18 protein-coding genes are annotated in these 17182 nt (G+C 54.2%); 3 read left to right on the top strand and 15 right to left on the bottom strand.

Annotated features, from left to right (window positions below; genetic code table 11):
* Positions 1–284 precede the first annotated feature (284 nt).
* Both NAT49_RS09445 and NAT49_RS09440 read left to right on the top strand, forming a co-directional pair.
* On the top strand, positions 285–1304 hold the full coding sequence (locus NAT49_RS09445) for a type I glyceraldehyde-3-phosphate dehydrogenase (RefSeq protein ID WP_251593506.1): 1020 nt from the start codon (positions 285–287) through the stop codon (positions 1302–1304).
* 58 nt (positions 1305–1362) lie between these two features.
* Positions 1363–2532 (top strand): phosphoglycerate kinase, encoded by a 1170-nt coding sequence (locus NAT49_RS09440; protein WP_251593505.1) that lies wholly within the window; start codon positions 1363–1365, stop codon positions 2530–2532.
* Between the two features lie 93 nt (positions 2533–2625).
* Here the strand turns inward: NAT49_RS09440 and NAT49_RS09435 are convergent, their stop codons facing one another.
* Together NAT49_RS09435 and NAT49_RS09430 are read right to left on the bottom strand one after the other, a co-directional pair.
* Entirely contained in the window at positions 2626–2805 is a 180-nt protein-coding gene (locus NAT49_RS09435) for a hypothetical protein (RefSeq protein WP_251593504.1), read from the bottom strand.
* Between the two features lie 437 nt (positions 2806–3242).
* The gene (locus tag NAT49_RS09430) at positions 3243–4799 is read right to left on the bottom strand and encodes a DNA ligase (protein WP_251593503.1); all 1557 of its coding nucleotides are present in this window, start codon (positions 4797–4799) and stop codon (positions 3243–3245) included.
* Between the two features lie 72 nt (positions 4800–4871).
* Between NAT49_RS09430 and NAT49_RS09425 the strand changes: the two genes are divergently transcribed.
* Positions 4872–5174, top strand: coding sequence for a hypothetical protein (locus NAT49_RS09425; protein ID WP_251593502.1), 303 nt, complete (start codon positions 4872–4874; stop codon positions 5172–5174).
* Positions 5175–5255: 81 nt separating this feature from the next.
* Here NAT49_RS09425 and NAT49_RS09420 read toward each other — a convergent pair whose 3' ends face one another.
* From NAT49_RS09420 to mnmG, 13 genes are all read right to left on the bottom strand, one after another.
* Positions 5256–5675, bottom strand: coding sequence for a F0F1 ATP synthase subunit epsilon (locus NAT49_RS09420; protein ID WP_251593501.1), 420 nt, complete (start codon positions 5673–5675; stop codon positions 5256–5258).
* 27 nt (positions 5676–5702) lie between these two features.
* Positions 5703–7079, bottom strand: coding sequence for a F0F1 ATP synthase subunit beta (atpD, locus tag NAT49_RS09415; RefSeq protein ID WP_251593499.1), 1377 nt, complete (start codon positions 7077–7079; stop codon positions 5703–5705).
* 45 nt (positions 7080–7124) lie between these two features.
* Positions 7125–8009, bottom strand: coding sequence for a F0F1 ATP synthase subunit gamma (gene atpG / locus NAT49_RS09410; RefSeq protein WP_251593498.1), 885 nt, complete (start codon positions 8007–8009; stop codon positions 7125–7127).
* A gap of 59 nt (positions 8010–8068) precedes the next feature.
* On the bottom strand, positions 8069–9613 hold the full coding sequence (gene atpA, locus NAT49_RS09405; protein ID WP_251593495.1) for a F0F1 ATP synthase subunit alpha: 1545 nt from the start codon (positions 9611–9613) through the stop codon (positions 8069–8071).
* Positions 9614–9629: 16 nt separating this feature from the next.
* Positions 9630–10166: a F0F1 ATP synthase subunit delta gene (locus NAT49_RS09400; protein ID WP_251593494.1), complete on the bottom strand. Its 537-nt coding sequence runs from the start codon at positions 10164–10166 to the stop codon at positions 9630–9632.
* An 11-nt stretch (positions 10167–10177) separates the two neighbouring features.
* Positions 10178–10648, bottom strand: a complete 471-nt coding sequence (locus tag NAT49_RS09395) for a F0F1 ATP synthase subunit B (protein ID WP_251593492.1) — start codon at positions 10646–10648, stop codon at positions 10178–10180.
* A 64-nt stretch (positions 10649–10712) separates the two neighbouring features.
* Positions 10713–10961 (bottom strand): F0F1 ATP synthase subunit C, encoded by a 249-nt coding sequence (gene atpE, locus NAT49_RS09390; protein WP_251593490.1) that lies wholly within the window; start codon positions 10959–10961, stop codon positions 10713–10715.
* 64 nt (positions 10962–11025) lie between these two features.
* Positions 11026–11892, bottom strand: a complete 867-nt coding sequence (gene atpB / locus NAT49_RS09385) for a F0F1 ATP synthase subunit A (protein WP_251593489.1) — start codon at positions 11890–11892, stop codon at positions 11026–11028.
* A 15-nt stretch (positions 11893–11907) separates the two neighbouring features.
* Entirely contained in the window at positions 11908–12306 is a 399-nt protein-coding gene (locus tag NAT49_RS09380; protein ID WP_285836068.1) for a F0F1 ATP synthase subunit I, read from the bottom strand.
* Positions 12307–12513: 207 nt separating this feature from the next.
* Complete coding sequence (locus tag NAT49_RS09375) at positions 12514–13455, bottom strand: ParB/RepB/Spo0J family partition protein (RefSeq protein WP_251593487.1); 942 nt, start codon at positions 13453–13455, stop codon at positions 12514–12516.
* Between the two features lie 14 nt (positions 13456–13469).
* Positions 13470–14240: a ParA family protein gene (locus tag NAT49_RS09370; protein ID WP_251593484.1), complete on the bottom strand. Its 771-nt coding sequence runs from the start codon at positions 14238–14240 to the stop codon at positions 13470–13472.
* 42 nt (positions 14241–14282) lie between these two features.
* Positions 14283–14912 (bottom strand): 16S rRNA (guanine(527)-N(7))-methyltransferase RsmG, encoded by a 630-nt coding sequence (gene rsmG, locus NAT49_RS09365; protein WP_251593482.1) that lies wholly within the window; start codon positions 14910–14912, stop codon positions 14283–14285.
* On the bottom strand, positions 14909–16801 hold the full coding sequence (mnmG, locus tag NAT49_RS09360) for a tRNA uridine-5-carboxymethylaminomethyl(34) synthesis enzyme MnmG (RefSeq protein WP_251593480.1): 1893 nt from the start codon (positions 16799–16801) through the stop codon (positions 14909–14911). Before mnmG ends, rsmG begins: the two co-directional genes overlap by 4 nt.
* Positions 16802–17182 lie beyond the last annotated feature (381 nt).

Raw genomic sequence — 17182 nt, 5'->3', positions numbered from 1 at the left:
TACTCCTTGGCTTTTGATAGGGAACATGCCTTTACGGTCATGCTCATTGGGCACTCGGGCCCACTCTCTCGATTATTGTCCGACGGTCCATCGCGCACGGTTGAGCGCTACCTTACACACTACGTGCGGCACACTATCATGCAGGAGTGACCAATGATCGTGTGAACGCCCTCTCTTTATACAAAAGTAGAATACGATACAGCGCCAGCGCGACATTTCGAGCCGATACCCCTGCCGACATCTGCGTTACCATGCGTATTTACCGCCATCATGACGATAGACACATGCGCTATAGAATCGCCATAAACGGGTACGGCCGCATCGGGCGCAGTGTCTTGCGGGCGCTGTTTGAAAATAGGCTCGATGACCGCTTCGAAGTGGTCGCGATCAACGATCTGGCCGCTCCGGACGCCCTTGCCTACCTTACCCGCTTCGACTCAACCCACGGACGGTTTCCAGGGAGCGTCGAACTCGAGCACGGCGCGTTGATGATCGATGATCACCCACCGATTCGGCTTCTCAGGGAGCCGTCCGTGACGCTGCTGCCCTGGGCGTCCGAGAGCATCGATCTGGTCTTTGAGTGTTCGGGCTATTCAAGCACCCGTGAGTACGGCGAACAGCACCTGGCCGCCGGCGCCGGAAAACTGCTCTTTTCGAATCCGGCCCGCGATGACGTGGACGCCACAATTATCGATGGCGTCAACCATGACACGCTAATGCCTGACGCCCGCATTGTCTCGACCGGTTCGTGTACTACCAATGCTCTTATTCCAATTCTGACCGAGCTCGATCGAACGTTTGGCGTCGCCCATGGCGCAACGACCACCATGCACTCGGCCATGAATGACCAGCCGGTAATCGATGCCGCCAATGGCAACGACCTTCGCCGCACCCGCTCGGCCTTGAGTTCGATGGTACCGGTCTCGACAAGCCTTGATATTGGCATCGCCCGGCTCATGCCCCATCTTGCCGGCCGTTTCGAGTGCCTTCATATTCGTGTACCGACGATCAACGTCTCCATGATCGATATGGCCATCACGCTTGAAAGCGATGTCGATACAGCCACCATCAATGCCTGCCTCGAGCACGCTGCTCGCACCCACTTGAAGGGCCGTCTAGGCTTTACCGACGAACCCGTGGCCTCGATCGATTTCAACCATGACACGCGCTCAAGTATTGTGGATGGCACCCAGACACGCGTGGCCGGCAAGCGCCTGGTCAAACTGGTCTGCTGGTTCGATAACGAGTGGGGCTATGCCAACCGTATGCTGGATGTCGCACAACGCTGGGTAGACCTGTGTTGATCAACTGCCCTTCAATCAAGCCGTTTGATTCATCGCAATAAAAGAGGAGTGCACCGCAATGGATGTTCGCAAGATGAGTGATCTGTCTCTGGACGGACAGCGTGTATTGATTCGCCAAGACCTGAACGTTCCGGTCAAGGACGGTCGAGTGACGTCGGATGCTCGTATTCAGGCAAGCCTTCCAACCATCAAGGCTGCTCTTGAGCAAAACGCGCGCGTCATGTTGATGAGCCATCTGGGTCGCCCGACAGAGGGCTCTCCGGAAGACGAGTTTTCAATGGCGCCGGTGGCAAACCGGCTCAGCGAACTGCTGGGTGTGACTGTGCGTCTTGAAAAGGACTACATGAACGGTGAGCCGCTGAATATCGAGGCAGGAGAAGTCGTTCTTCTGGAAAACGTGCGGTTCAACACAGGCGAAAAGAAAGACGACGAGACGCTTTCAAAAGCCTATGCGGCCTTGTGCGACATCTACGTGATGGATGCCTTTGGTACGGCCCACCGTGCCCAGGCATCTACGCATGGCGTGGCACGTCACGCACCAACCGCCTGTGCCGGCCCACTGCTTGCAAAGGAACTGGACGCACTCGAGAAGGCCCTGTCTCATCCCAACCGCCCCATGGTTGCAATCGTTGGCGGTTCCAAGGTCTCCAGCAAACTGGATGTGCTCGTCGCCTTGTCCGAAAAATGCGATCAGCTGATCGTTGGCGGCGGCATTGCCAATACCTTTATCGCTGCAGCAGGCTATAACGTCGGTAAATCCCTGCATGAAGCCGATCTTATCGATCAAGCCAAGGCTCTGATGGACAAGGTCAGCGTGCCGCTGCCGGAAGATGTGGTCGTTGCAAAAGAGTTTTCAGAAAGCGCCGAAGCCACGACCAAGCTTCTAAACGAACTCGACGATGACGACATGATCCTGGATGTAGGCCCCAAAACGGCAGCAAGCTTTGCGGCAACGCTCAAGGAAGCGGGCACGATTCTTTGGAACGGTCCGGTCGGTGTATTTGAAATCGAACAATTCGGCCACGGAACCAAAGCAATGTCTGAAGCGGTGGCTGAAAGCAACGCATTTTCCATTGCAGGCGGCGGAGACACGCTGGCTGCCATCGATAAATACGGGGTATCCAACGATATTTCCTATATTTCAACCGGTGGCGGTGCATTTCTAGAGTACGTCGAAGGCAAGGAGCTTCCAGCCGTTCAGGCGCTCAAGGCCGCGGCTAAAAGCTGAGAAGTTGGTAAACTCTTCTACCATAGAAAACGGGCGCTCCAGTAGAGCGCCCGTTTTGGCATGACTGCTTGGAAGAGGGGCCAATAAGCCTATCTAGGCAGCATCGCGGTGATTCAAGAAACCTGGCTGTACGTCTGCCTGGTCTGCCGGATGGCTTACCGCATACGCCAACTGTTCTTCACGCTCACTTGTACGGCCCGATACCATCATTGCTCCAGCCATGAACAGGATAAGAAGGGCATAGAGCGCGCCGCCAACGATCAACAGTGTCATAATTATTTCTCCTCAGCCTAGTCTTAGGGCTATTAATAGTGGAGCCACCGCTTTCGGATCGAAGTAGTCCTGCAGGCCGCACGTTCCTATGCGCTAATGCCGCTGTTTTCACAGCCCTGCCTGGAATTACCCGTTAACTTCTTGATCTTGAGCCAGCTTCATCGACAAGAAAATCGGCTGAAAATGGGTTTCTTTAACACCCTACCGTTATCTTTCTATGAATCTATATTGGCAAAAGCATGACTACATGCAGCACTACTTTAGTCACTCGATACATAAAAACACATTACCTATTAGTATGATAAAAGTACTAACTTTTACTTACAAAGCTAAAAAATCTTTGCCATCCTTATAAAATTTATAAATTTCAACGCTTTATATCTAATATCCATCAGAAAAAGGTCGATATTTTCATTTACGATAGTGCTCTATCAAGCTTAATGTAACAGTTCGTTCGCTGACAACCCCACTAATCGCTTACCTTCTGAAACATTCGAGAAGTTTTTTTCCGAGGATAAACCGCTGATGCCTAGGGCCTTAAGCCACTCTGACCGGCTTGGCGCTGACTTTTCCTTAAATATTGTTACTAAGCGCGAGGCACGACGTTTAGAAATGCCCGCTTCTATCAATGTGTCGTACTCGAAATACATCCAGTCATCCAACCGCGTCACTAGTCCATGCTCGATCAGTGACACCCACGTCTTTTCACCAATACCCCGCATATCAAGCCCTTTTACTGACGACAACCACACCAATCTCGCCAGGAATTGCTGCATGCACTGAGCGCTCAAGATTAGACAGGAGGTCTCGTGATAGCGGCGCTCATCGGGCGCTTCAGTCGTTGGTTTACTACCCGTAAACAGCACTGAATCCAGGACAGGAATCACACTGCCCGCTAAACGGATCGTAATGACCGCGCCGGGCCCTATGCCGCTTTCTTTCCATCGTCTTACGGAACCAAGGCTTACGCGAGCAATTGACCGATCATCTAAAAGAGTAGGCTTTATAGTAACTATGGGGGTGATTCGGCCGGTGCGTCCGACGGTAAATTCGACACTCTCGACCGTCGTAAGGCTTTTTAATGCCGGGTATTTCCATGCACGGGCACGATCCACGGAGGGCGAAAGAAATGACTTATGTAAAACGACCCCATCGGTTGCGAAAGGAAGCCCGGTATTCCACCAGTGAGCTCTAAGCTCAGTCACATCCTTGATATCAACTACATTATGGGTAAAGCGGGAACTGGTAGTGAATCCCCATTGGCGAAGCGTGGCTAAACGATCTTCAAGTGAGGCATCCGACACCAGACGCCATGCGAAAAAACCAATGTTCTTTTGGAGGGAAGGCGATAGTGAGGATTGATTCATCCACCCAACAATCTCGCGCCTTGCGCCTTTTGTACCAAGTTTTTGGATGTGCTGACGGCGCTTTGAATAAAGCTCTCCTTGAATGATTACCCTTGAATCGAAGGGCCGAGGCAGCACTAAGGGAACGACAGCACCCGATGACAGCTTATCGCGCCACTCCTGGCCGTGCTGGCCATCTCCTCGACTGATGATATGGGCAAGTACGCCCTGCTTATAGACCAGCGTTACCGCAACACCATCTACCTTGGGCTGGACATAGAGCTTTTGATCGGACGCGGCTATCCAGCGTTGTAGCTCGCGGGCATCGCGAACTTTCTTGAGCCCTGCCTGCACATACGGATGGCGAACGCGTTCTTCTATAGGGGGCTGGCCGGATACTAGGGCCTCGGATACCGATGCCACCTCTCCAATCGTTTTTGAACACTGCGCAAGTTGGTTGCGCGCACTGTCATAGACGTCGTCACTTACAATGCGTCTTCCCTGTTCATGGTAAGCCTTGCGCCAGTTCTCGACGTTTTCACGAAGGATGCTTAACGTCTCTGGTGGAAAGCACGCCACTCTCTCGGACGACCAGGCAAAAACCGGCAGTATCCACCATAATGAAACAATCAAAATCGCAGTACGCATGAACCGTTCCATAAGCAATTAACTTATTTAACGGCCAAGGATATTCAAGTTTCACTGACAAGGACGCACACTATGAGTATGAGAACAATCGAGTGGGATTCCCCGGAACATGAAGGTGTCACTGAGCACTATGACGATCTCTATTTTCTGAAAAAGAAGCCTTCAGAAGGAAGCATTGTTACTGCACGCTATAAGAGCACCAATGTCCGACTGAAAGTCGTCGAACGCCAGGGGGATTCAACATCGGTCGCCGAAGTCATTAGCGTCAACTCTACTGATGCAACCAATAACGGCGTCGATCTTCATGTGGGAGAGCACGTGCTGCTGCCCGATGATAAGCGTGCCTTTGTGAGCGGAAGCGACGAAGACGAGTAACCGCATTAATGGATTGATTCCATGAAAAAAGGCTTCCCGAACGGGAAGCCTTTTTTTAGTCGAACTGAGCAGTCGTGAGCGTTAGCTTCGTCTGCGCAGTTGATGAAGCGCACGCAGTTTGGCACTTGCTTCAGCAAACTGTGCCAAAGCGATAGAGTGCTGCTCGGCAGATTCATGCTCGCTAAGCTCACGCTGAGCTTCTTCACGAGCGCGTTCCGCTTCGGCTTCATCAATATCACGAGCGCGCATCGCCGTATCGGCCAGAAGAGAAACCACGTCTGGCTGGATTTCAAGAAATCCGCCGGAGACATAGTAAACTTCTTCGCGACCGTCTTCACGTATGACACGTACTGGGCCAGGCGCTAACTCGGTCAACAACGGCGCATGACCCGGGCGGATACCGAGATCGCCTTCCGTGCCGGCGGCAATGACCTGCTCGGCGTCGCCAGAAAAGATACTCTTTTCAGCACTCACGATATCGCAATGGATCTTCGTAGCCATATTGATGTCCTCTAGCCAGGCACTGGCTTACTTCATGTTTTTGGCTTTCTCGATCGCTTCATCCATAGTGCCGACCATGTAGAACGCCTGCTCAGGCATATCGTCATAATCGCCATTGAGGATGCCCTGGAAGCCACGAATGGTTTCTTTCAGCGAAACGTACTTACCAGGTGCGCCGGTAAAGACTTCAGCAACGAAGAACGGCTGCGACAAGAAGCGCTGGATCTTACGCGCACGCGCAACGACCTGCTTATCTTCATCGGAAAGCTCGTCCATACCCAAGATCGCGATGATGTCCTTGAGCTCTTTATAGCGCTGCAGAACACCCTGGACCTGACGCGCGATACCGTAGTGCTCCTCACCCACAACCAGTGGATCGAGCTGACGCGAGGTGGAATCCAGCGGATCAACGGCCGGGTAGATACCAAGCTCAGCAATCTGACGGGAAAGTACGACAGTCGCATCAAGGTGCGCGAACGTGGTCGCCGGCGATGGGTCAGTCAAGTCATCCGCAGGAACATAAACGGCCTGGACAGACGTGATCGAGCCCGTCTTGGTCGAGGTGATACGTTCCTGAAGCTGGCCCATCTCTTCAGCCAGAGTCGGCTGATAGCCTACGGCCGACGGCATACGACCAAGCAGTGCCGATACTTCGGTACCTGCCAGGGTATAGCGGTAGATGTTATCGACGAACAACAGAACGTCGCGGCCTTCGTCACGGAATTTCTCGGCAACGGTCAGACCGGTCAGAGCGACACGAAGGCGGTTTCCGGGCGGCTCGTTCATCTGGCCATAAACCAGTGACACCTTATCCAGAACGTTGGATTCCGACATCTCGTGATAGAAGTCGTTACCCTCACGTGTACGCTCACCGACACCTGCAAAGACCGAGTAACCGCTGTGCTCGATAGCGATGTTACGGATCAACTCCATCATGTTGACCGTTTTACCAACACCGGCACCACCGAACAGACCGACCTTACCACCCTTGGCGAACGGGCAGACCAGGTCGATAACCTTGATGCCGGTCTCGAGCAGCTCGCTCGATGACGACTGCTCGGCATAACTCGGCGCTGCGCGGTGAATCGGCATGCGCTCTTCTTCGCCGATATCGCCGGCTTCGTCGATCGGCTGACCCAAAACGTTCATGATGCGGCCGAGCGTCTTGGTACCAACCGGTACTGAAATCGGTGAACCGGTGTTCTTGATTTCGAGACCGCGCTTGAGGCCTTCGGTGGAGCCCATCGCGATGGCGCGAACCGTGCCGTCACCCAGCTGCTGCTGGACTTCGAGAACTGTTTCGCTGTTCAAGACTTCTAATGCGTCGTAGACCTTGGGCACATTGTCCCTCGGAAACTCGACGTCAATCACCGCACCGATGATTTGTACGATACGTCCGTTCATCTTGTTTCCTCTTAAACCTGCTTAAAAACCTGTAGACCCCAACCGTTAAACGGCGGCTGCGCCGCTCACGATCTCGGAGATTTCCTGTGTGATCGCTGCCTGACGAGCCTTGTTGTACTCCAACTGCAGCTCATCGATCATGTTGCCTGCGTTATCTGTCGCGTTCTTCATGGCGATCATTCGAGCAGCCTGCTCACAGGCAATGTTTTCCACGACGGCCTGATAGACCTGGGATTCGACATAGCGCACAAGCAGTTTATCGAGCAACGCCTTTGCGTCCGGCTCGTACAGGTAATCCCACAATGCGCGCTCACGAGTGTCGGAGGCGTCATCGTTCGCGGGCTCGTCCACCGAAAGAGGCAACAACTGACGGACGATGGGTTTTTGGGTCATGGTATTGACGAATTCGTTGCAGACGACATTGAGTCGATCCAATTCGCCGTTATCAAAAGCATCCAGCATGACCTTAACGCTACCAATCAGATCCTGGGTGGTAGGCGCGTCACCGACTCCGGTCTTGGCCGCCAATAGCTCACTGGCATTGTACTTGCGGAAGAAGGTACTGCCCTTGCTACCTACAGTGCAAAAGCGTACTTCCGCGCCCTGATCACGCCATTGCTTCACGTCACGCATGACCGTTTTAAGCAAGTTGACGTTCAAGCCACCACACAGTCCGCGATCGGATGTCACGACGATGTAACCAACACGCTGCACATCTCGAGGCTGCATGTAGGGGTGGTGGTACTCAGGGTTAGCCTTGGACACATGGCCAACGACCTTTCGAATCTGGCGGGCATAAGGCTGACTGGCTGCCATGCGATCTTGCGCCTTACGCATTTTAGACGCAGCAACCATTTCCATGGCACTGGTAATCTTCTGCGTATTCTTGACGCTCCCGATCTGGGATTTAATCTCTTTTCCGGCTGCCATAGCGTTATCCTATTCGAGCAACTCTGGAAAGAACCCGCAGGGCGGGTTCTTTCGAGTCGTTAGTAGCTCTGGGTCGACTTGAAACCTTCGACGCCCGACTTGAGGCCCTGCTGGATTTCGTCATCATATCCACCTTTCTCGTCAATCTTGGCAAGAAGGCTTGAATGCTGAGATTTCATGTACTCAAGCAGCGCACGTTCGAAGTCCAGAACCTTGTCGACGGGCACGTCTTCAAGGAAGCCTTCGTTGGCGGCATAAAGCGACACGGCCATCTCAGAAACAGACATGGGAGAGTACTGTTTCTGTTTCATGAGCTCAGTTACACGCTGACCGTGCTCAAGCTGCTTACGTGTCGCTTCGTCAAGATCGGAGGCGAACTGAGAAAACGCGGCCAGTTCGCGATACTGAGCCAGTGCCAGACGCACACCGCCACCCAGTTTCTTGATGATCTTGGTCTGGGCCGAGCCACCGACACGCGATACGGAGAGACCCGCGTTGATCGCCGGACGAACGCCCGAGTTGAAGAGGTTGGTTTCCAAGAAGATCTGACCGTCGGTGATCGAGATCACGTTGGTCGGAACGAACGCGGAAACGTCACCGCCCTGGGTTTCGATGATCGGCAGCGCTGTCAGAGAACCAGTCTTGCCCTTGACCTTACCGTCGGTGAACTTCTCGACGTACTCTACGTTAACGCGAGCAGCGCGCTCGAGCAGACGAGAGTGGAGATAGAACACATCACCCGGATAGGCTTCACGGCCCGGCGGGCGCTTGAGCAGCAGCGAAATCTGGCGGTATGCCCACGCCTGCTTGGTCAGATCGTCATAAACGATCAGGCCGTCTTCGCCACGGTCACGGAAGTATTCGCCCATGGTGCAGCCGGCGTAAGGCGCCAAGAACTGCATCGCGGCCGGGTCGGCAGCGCCAGCGACAACAATGATCGTGTGCTCCATCGCACCGTGCTCTTCGAGCTTACGAACGATGTTGGCGATCGTGGACTGCTTCTGACCAACGGCTACATAGACGCACGTAACGCCCTTGCCTTTCTGGTTGATGATGGCATCGATCGCGATCGCCGACTTACCAATCTGGCGGTCACCGATGATCAACTCACGCTGACCACGACCGATCGGCACCATGGCGTCGATCGCTTTCAGACCGGTCTGCACCGGCTGGTCGACGCCCTGACGCGTGATAACGCCCGGTGCGACCTTTTCGACCGCGTCGGTTTCAGTGGTCTTGAGATCGCCCTTGCCGTCAATCGGGTTACCGAGTGCGTCCACGACGCGACCGACAAGCTCCTTACCGACCGGCACTTCAAGAATGCGGCCTGTACATTTGCCGGTCATGCCTTCCTGAAGGCTCAGGTAATCGCCGAGCACAACAACGCCAACGCTGTCACGCTCGAGGTTCAATGCCATACCGAAGACGTCGCCGGGAAACTCGATCATTTCACCGAACATGACGTCGTTCAGGCCATGCATCTGGATGATGCCGTCTGCCACGCTGACGATCGTGCCTTCATTGCGCGCTTCGGCATCAACGTTCAGGTTTTCGATGCGACTTTTGATAACGTCGCTAATTTCGGAAGGATTCAGTTGCTGCATGCCATGTCCCTCGAACTCAGATATTCAAAGTGCTTGCTAGTTTGGCCAGTCGACCCCGCACGGAACCGTCGATAACGGTATCCCCTGCGTGAATGACGACACCGCCCAGCAGCGACTTGTCTACCTGAGTAGTAATAGAGATTTCGCGGTTCAAACGCTTTTTAAGCGCGCTTGCCAACGTGTTCTTTTGCTCGTCATCCAACGGATACGCTGAGATGATGACCACATCGATACGCTGCTCATACTCGGCACGTTCGTGCTCGAACAGTTCAGCGATTTCGGGTAATAACGCAAGGCGCCCTTGCTGAGCCAAGACATGAATGAAATTCCTGGCACGCTCCTCGAGATCATTACCGCAAACGTCGATCAAAAGCTCCGCTTTCTCTTCACGGGACTTGCGTGGGTCATGCAGGATCTCGTGAATCTTGTCTTCCAACGTGACGCTGGCGACCGTGGTCAGCATGGCTGACCACTGATCCAGGCTTGCGGACTCCCGGGCCAAATCAAATGCGGCCTTGGCATAGGGACGAGCAAGTTGTGACGTATCAGCCATGTGGCCTCCCCTTAGAGTTCAGCCGCGAGCTTGTTCAGCATTTCGCGATGCGACTGTTCGTCTACAGAGGATTCCAACACGCGCTCTGCACCAGCGATCGCCAAGGCAGATACCTGGGACCGCAAATCTTCCTTGGCACGATTGATTTCCTGCTCGATCTCGCTTCGTGCATTGGCAACCATTCGTTCGCCTTCGGCACGCGCCTGTTCACGAGCTTCTTCAATCATCTGATTGGATCGTGTACGTGCCTGTTCAAGAATCTTTGCAGCTTCGTCCCGGCTTTCGCGCAAGGTCTGCTCAGCTTGCTGGTTCGCCTCTTCGAGCTTTTGCTCGGCGTGGCTCGCCGCGTTCAGACCATCTTCGATTTTCTTCTGGCGCTCATAAAGTGCCTTGGTGACCGGTGGCCACACGTACTTCATGCAAAACCAGACGAAAACGGCGAAGGCGATGGACTGACCGATAATGGTTAGGTTCAGGTTCACGCCAGTACCTCTCGCTTCGTTTATAGGGTGAGTGACTTTCCGATGGCCTTAGGCCCCGGTGCCATTAGCCCGTAAACGGGTTAGCGAAGGTGAAGAACAGGCCGATACCGACACCGATCATGGAAACAGCGTCCAGAAGACCAGCGACGATGAACATTTTGACCTGAAGCTGCGGGATCATTTCCGGCTGACGAGCTGCGCCTTCGAGGAACTTACCGCCCAGAAGACCAAAGCCAATGGCAGTACCGAGTGCGCCCAGGCCGATCAAAAGAGAAACGGCGATAGCAGTCATACCGAGAATTAATGGATCCATGGTTACTCTCCAAAGTTGTGAATCGTCAGTGATGGTTTAAGGGTTAACGGTTATCCGATCAACGTCAGTGTTCTTCACTTGCCTGGCTGAGATACACGATCGTCAGCATCATGAAGATGAAGGCCTGAAGTACGATGATCAGAATGTGGAATGTTGCCCAGGCAAAGTGCAATGGCAGCTGCCAAAGTCCCAGAAGGGCAATAAGGATGAAGATCAACTCACCCGCATACAGGTTACCGAACAGACGCAGCGCCAGTGATACAGGCTTAGCGAGCAGAGTAACCAGTTCCAGCAACAGATTGACCGGGATCAGGATCAGTTGCGCCAATTTGTTCGAGCTGGAAAAAGGATGCAGCGTTAGCTCACCGATGAATCCGGAAAGCCCTTTCATGCGAATGGAGTAGTAGATGATCAGCGCAAAAACGCTCAAGGACATGCCGAAGGTAGCGTTAATGTCTGTAGTCGGTACGATGCGGAAGAACACATGATGCGGATCCGCTCCGAAGAAATCGGTGCCAATGCGCTTGGCAAGCTCTGGAATCCAGTCGACGGGCACCAGGTCCAGAAGGTTCATCAGGAAGATCCAGCAGAAGATAGTCAGCGACAAAGGCGCAATCAATTTGCTCTTGCCGTGGAACGTTTCCTTGACGGAGCTGTCAACAAATTCGACAAGCATTTCCACCATGTTCTGAAGGCCACTGGGAACGCCAGAGCTTGCCGCTTTTGCCGCCTTGCGGAAAACGAAAAGAAAGACCACACCGCAGATAATTGACCATAGCATGGTGTCTACATGGATGGCCCAGAACCCCATATCCGCTGCTTGCTGCGCGTTATGAGCAAATGACAAGCCATTATCGGGATGATAGCCGAATGTCAGATTCTGAAGATGGTGTTGAATATAGCCCGATGAGGTCGGATTACTGCCTGCCATAACTCTGCCTCGGTTCTAGGGCGACGTAGTGCGTTTCACCAGTAAGGGACTTAACCAGTGAACGCCCAGTGCCGCCACGTATGCGCCAAAAAAATAAGCTGGGTTTGAGGGCGGCACTGCAGCGAAGATCAATATGAACAACGCCACCGTCAAACCGAACTTACCGGCTTCTGCACGGTAGAAGTTGGTCATGATTTGTCGAGCATGTCGCGCACCCTGAAGTCTGAATGCACGCCATGCAAAGTAGAAACCGGGCAAGAGACAGACCAAGCCACCCTTCAGCGACGATAGTGCACCTGATGCACCATGTGTCCATCCACTCACGCCGATCATGAGTACGACGACTGCTATTTGTACTACCAGCAGACGAACGACTATCGGTCGTCTGATCGCAGCGGGTTTTTGATTCGCCATGTCGTCGATGCTCGGTTACTAAGGCCCAGTGCACTTACCTTGCATCCAATGGGCAAAGCTCGGCGGATTATAAGAGAGCGGCGTCAGTGCTTCAATGCAAAAGGGCCTAAATTCCGTGATTTTTCGTTCGGTTACCACCAAAGTCCATCAATCTCCAAAACCTTGCCCCGAAATCCCTTTTGTCAATTAAAGCCGCCTTAAAACGCGTTATTTTATGTGCGACAAAATGCCATCAAGCTCATCAAGGCTTGAATAACGGATCGTCAGTCGGCCCTTGCCGGTCTTGCCATGATTGATTTGCACGGCAGCGCCCAACAAATCACCCAACTGCCCTTCCAGTTTCTTGACGTCAGATGAGCCCGGCGCTTCTTGTGTAGCCTGTGGTTTCGAGTCGGCCTGGATGCGCTTGACCAGTTCCTCGGTCTGCCGAACGGTCAGGCCACGAGCCACAACATCTCTGGCCGCATGACGCTGCTTTAGCCCCTTGAGAGCTAACAGCGCCCGGGCGTGCCCCATATCCAGATCCCCTCGCTCAAGGAGCGTCTGCACCTCGTCATCAAGGGCCAAAAGCCTCAATAGATTGGCGATTTGTGCTCGGGAACGCCCCACGGCATGAGCAGCCTGCTGCTGTGTCAGTTCGAACTCATCAATCAAACGCTTGAGTGCGACTGCCTCTTCGATGACATTGAGGTTTTCCCGCTGGATGTTTTCGATCAGCGCCATTGCAAGCGCCGTTTCATCATCCATGCTGCGCACAATGGCAGGAATCACGTTTAGCTCGGCGAGCTGAGCAGCCCGCCAGCGCCGCTCTCCGGCAATGATTTCGTAGTTGACCGCGCCGCGGTCGGTGACCGGGCGCACGACAATCGGCTGCATCACACCCTGAGCACGGATGGAGTCGGCCAATTCCTCGAGTCGTTCAGGCTGAATATCGCGTCGCGGCTGGTATTTGCCACGGCGCAGCTGATTGACTGGGATGGATGTCAACGTATCGCCCTGGTCGCCGGTATCGGAGACGTTTTCTTCGACCGAAGTCAACAAGGATGTCGAGGCGTCGTGTTCCAGAGGGGCCTGCATCTGAGAGCGTTGTTTGGCACCGGAACCGATAAGGGCATCCAAACCTCGGCCTAGGCCGCGCTTACGTGTCATTGGAATTCCTCACGTCAAAGCGAAAGACGACGACTTAATTCTTTGGCAAGCACGCGATAGGCGTGGCTGCCTCGCGATAGCTTGGCGTACTTGGTAACGGGCAGACCATGGCTTGGCGCCTCGGCGACCCGGACATTTCGAGGAATGGCTGTCTTGAAAAGCGCCTCTCCAAAATAGTCCGACAGCTGTTTGCTGACATCGCGCGTCAAACTGTTCCGATTATCGAACATGGTCCGGATAATACCGTAGATCTCAAGTGTCGGATTCACGCTGTCGCGAATCTGTTCGACGGTATCCAAAAGCGCAGAAAGGCCTTCAAGGGCATAAAATTCGCATTGGAGGGGAATCAGAACGCCATGGGAGGCTGTCAGCGCATTGACCGTGAGCATGTTCAACGACGGTGGACAGTCGATCAAGATTACATCGTACTCGTCGGCGACCTCGCCAAGTGCGCCATCAAGGCGCCGTTCTCGGCCCTGCTGATCAATCAGATCCACTTCGGCTGCGGTCAGGTCACCGTTACCGGGAAGAACGTCGTAGCCTGCCTCTTCTGCAGAAACGATCACGTCCTTCGCCTGGCGTTCTCCCAGCAGAACATCCAACACGCTACCAGCACTGAGGTCGTGCTTATCGATGCCACTGCCCATGGTGGCATGTCCCTGCGGATCCAGATCCACCAACAGAATACGGTGTTTCAATCCGGCAAGTCCGGCCGCCAGATTAACCGCCGTAGTGGTCTTGCCGACACCGCCTTTCTGGTTGGTTAGGGCAATGATGTGGGACACGTTTACATTCCTTATTGACAGGCCGATCTGCACGCACGGTGGTCAGGCCGATAATTGACGCGCCCGGATCAAGTGGCGTTGCCCTGATTCGTTCGGCACGTTCAGTTCGATCGTCTCGATCAGCTCGATGCCCGAAGGAAGCGCATCGGGCTCAGAGTCCAGCCGCCCTTTCATCGCAAGCCATTCTCCGTCGGCTGCAAGCAGATGCTGACTCGTCTCGGTGAACTGACTCAACGTGGAAAACGCGCGACTGATGATCTGATCGAACCCCCGCTCGGGGTGGTACTGCTCAAGACGCTCGTGCACGGGTTCGACGTTTTCAAGCCCCAGCGTCCGGCAGGCATGCTGCTGAAAGCGCACCTTCTTGCCGTTACCATCAAGCAGCGTTACCTGAAGCTCCGGTCGGGCGATGGCCAAAAGGATACCGGGAATGCCAGCGCCTGAACCCACATCGAGCAAGCCAGGCCCTTGCAACCAGGGCAGCACGCTGAGGCTGTCCAGTACATGACGTGACACCATCTGGTCGGGGTCTCGTACGGCGGTGAGGTTATAAGCCCTATTCCACTTATGCAACAAGGCCACGAATTCACTCATTCGCTCTATGGCCTCGCTCGATAGCGTACAGCCCATCGCATCAATGCCTTGCTCAAGCCGAGTCTTGATGCTTGTCATGCCGACTGTTCCTGGGACGTTGCCACCAGACCGTGCTTTTTCAGATGCACCAGCAGAAGGGATACGGCTGCAGGCGTCACGCCCGAAATTCGGCCGGCCTGAGCGAGGGTCTCAGGACGGGCAGCGTCGAGCTTTTGTCGGATTTCATTGGATAAACCGTCGATACGGGTGTAATCCAGCGATGCCGGCAGGGTCATGGACTCGTGTCGACGCAGTTTGTCGATGTCCTGTTGCTGGCGAACGATGTAGCCCTCGTATTTCGCCTGGATCTGCACCTGCTCGATGACGGCCTCATCCTCGAGCTGCTGGCCGGTGACTGACGCCACATCGTGGTAGTCGAGTTCGGGACGTTTCAAGAGATCAAGGAGCCGATACTCGCGAGGCAGTGCTCCGATTTTGGGTTCAAGCTGTTTGGCCTCGTCACTGCCTGCCTGAACCCAGGTCGCTGCCAAGCGCTCTGTTTCCGCCTCCATTTGCGCCCGTTTCTGCTCAAATCGAGTAAACCGGGCGTCATCGACAAGCCCTAGCTCACGACCGATCGGTGTCAGTCGAAGATCGGCGTTGTCTTCACGAAGCAGCAAACGATACTCGGCGCGCGAGGTGAACATCCGATAAGGCTCTTGAGTCCCCATGCGAATCAGATCATCAACCATCACGCCGAGATACGCTTCATCTCGGCGGGGCGTCCACGCGTCCTTGCCCTGGGCACGCCGCGCCGCATTCAAACCCGCCAAAAGCCCCTGCGCGCCGGCTTCTTCGTAGCCGGTGGTGCCATTGATCTGACCGGCAAAATACAGGTTGTCGATGAACTTCGTTTCCAGCGAGTGCTTCAAGTCACGAGGGTCGAAGAAATCATACTCGATGGCGTAGCCGGGACGCGTGATGTGTGCGTTTTCCAATCCTTCGATGGAGCGCACCAGGGCCAGCTGGACATCGAAGGGTAACGACGTCGAAATGCCGTTTGGATAGAGCTCATGGGTGTCGAGCCCTTCAGGTTCCAGAAAGATCTGATGGCTCGTCTTGTCGGCAAATCGATGGATCTTGTCCTCGATCGACGGACAGTACCTCGGCCCTACGCTTTCGATGCTGCCCGAGTACATCGGAGAGCGGTCCAGATTCTTGCGAATGATGTCGTGAGTGCGCTCATTGGTGTAGGCAATATGGCAACTGACCTGAGCCGGATGTTGATCCCGTGAGCCCATGTAGGACATGACCGGAACGGGTGTATCGCCCGGTTGCTCGGCAAGTCTTGAGAAATCCACGGTGCGGGCGTCGATTCTGGGCGGCGTGCCTGTCTTGAGACGACCGACGTTGAACGGCAGTGCTCTGAGTCGCTGCGCCAGTGCATTGGCCGGGGGATCGCCTGCGCGTCCCCCGGTCTGACGCTCCATACCGATATGGATAATGCCGCCCAGGAAGGTCCCTGTGCAGAGCACCACGGTTTGACTTGTAAACCGAATTCCGCCGCTGGTCACGACTCCTTTGACACTTCCGTCTTCCACGATCAGGTCATCAGCAGCCTGTTGAAATAACGTCAGATTTTCTTGGTTTTCCAGCATGTGCCGGATCGCGGCCTTGTAACGCACTCGATCGGCTTGAACGCGTGTTGCACGAACAGCGGGCCCCTTGCGTGCGTTCAGTACGCGAAACTGGATACCCCCTTGATCCGTGGCAAGTCCCATGGCGCCACCGAGCGCATCGATTTCCTTGACCAGATGACTCTTGCCGATGCCCCCAATGGCGGGATTGCAGGACATCTGCCCGAGCGTCTCGATGTTGTGTGTCAGAAGTAGGGTTTTGGATCCTGTACGAGCGGCGGCAAGTGCGGCTTCGGTTCCTGCATGGCCACCGCCGATGATGATGACATCAAAGCGGTCCGGATAATCCACGGCGCGACCTCGTCAATACGAATGGGAATGGGGATAACTGTGTTCCTGAATGGCGCGCATTATAACGCCCCTGTGTGTAACCGTCAGTCTTTTCCACACCTCTCGGGCTTCACGCTCAAACGACCTTTCTATTAAATATAAAGAGAATTATATAAAGAAGTTTTGTAGTGGTTGTGATTGTAGAGTGCGCCTTTTTCTGTGGTTAACTCACATTCTTACCCACAGAACAATGGGTTGAGCTGTTAAAAATAACAGTGAAAACTGCTTTAAGCCCTGGTGAGGACGTTCTAACAAGCTGTGCATGAGTTGCCGTTTCATCCACAGGCGCATTGTCCACGCGTTTATCAACGTGCGTATACCGGCTCTGTTACCAGGGTTGTC

Origin of the sequence: Larsenimonas suaedae (assembly GCF_023712105.1) — a bacterium.
Lineage (GTDB): Bacteria > Pseudomonadota > Gammaproteobacteria > Pseudomonadales > Halomonadaceae > Larsenimonas > Larsenimonas suaedae.
The sequence above is the reverse complement of the archived record's forward strand: the minus strand, read 5'-3'. Positions and strand labels throughout refer to the sequence as shown.

Bases quoted from the DNA above. Each gene is read 5' to 3' on its own strand.
- NAT49_RS09425 (WP_251593502.1), top strand. From the start codon at position 4,872: ATGAGTATGAGAACAATCGAGTGGGATTCCCCGGAACATGAAGGTGTC.
- rsmG (WP_251593482.1), bottom strand. From the start codon at position 14,912: ATGACAAGCATCAAGACTCGGCTTGAGCAAGGCATTGATGCGATGGGC.
- NAT49_RS09445 (WP_251593506.1), top strand. From the start codon at position 285: ATGCGCTATAGAATCGCCATAAACGGGTACGGCCGCATCGGGCGCAGT.
- NAT49_RS09380 (WP_285836068.1), bottom strand. From the start codon at position 12,306: ATGGCGAATCAAAAACCCGCTGCGATCAGACGACCGATAGTCGTTCGT.
- atpB (WP_251593489.1), bottom strand. From the start codon at position 11,892: ATGGCAGGCAGTAATCCGACCTCATCGGGCTATATTCAACACCATCTT.
- NAT49_RS09435 (WP_251593504.1), bottom strand. From the start codon at position 2,805: ATGACACTGTTGATCGTTGGCGGCGCGCTCTATGCCCTTCTTATCCTG.
- NAT49_RS09420 (WP_251593501.1), bottom strand. From the start codon at position 5,675: ATGGCTACGAAGATCCATTGCGATATCGTGAGTGCTGAAAAGAGTATC.
- atpD (WP_251593499.1), bottom strand. From the start codon at position 7,079: ATGAACGGACGTATCGTACAAATCATCGGTGCGGTGATTGACGTCGAG.
- NAT49_RS09430 (WP_251593503.1), bottom strand. From the start codon at position 4,799: ATGCGTACTGCGATTTTGATTGTTTCATTATGGTGGATACTGCCGGTT.
- NAT49_RS09375 (WP_251593487.1), bottom strand. From the start codon at position 13,455: ATGACACGTAAGCGCGGCCTAGGCCGAGGTTTGGATGCCCTTATCGGT.
- NAT49_RS09440 (WP_251593505.1), top strand. From the start codon at position 1,363: ATGGATGTTCGCAAGATGAGTGATCTGTCTCTGGACGGACAGCGTGTA.
- atpE (WP_251593490.1), bottom strand. From the start codon at position 10,961: ATGGATCCATTAATTCTCGGTATGACTGCTATCGCCGTTTCTCTTTTG.
- NAT49_RS09400 (WP_251593494.1), bottom strand. From the start codon at position 10,166: ATGGCTGATACGTCACAACTTGCTCGTCCCTATGCCAAGGCCGCATTT.
- atpG (WP_251593498.1), bottom strand. From the start codon at position 8,009: ATGGCAGCCGGAAAAGAGATTAAATCCCAGATCGGGAGCGTCAAGAAT.
- atpA (WP_251593495.1), bottom strand. From the start codon at position 9,613: ATGCAGCAACTGAATCCTTCCGAAATTAGCGACGTTATCAAAAGTCGC.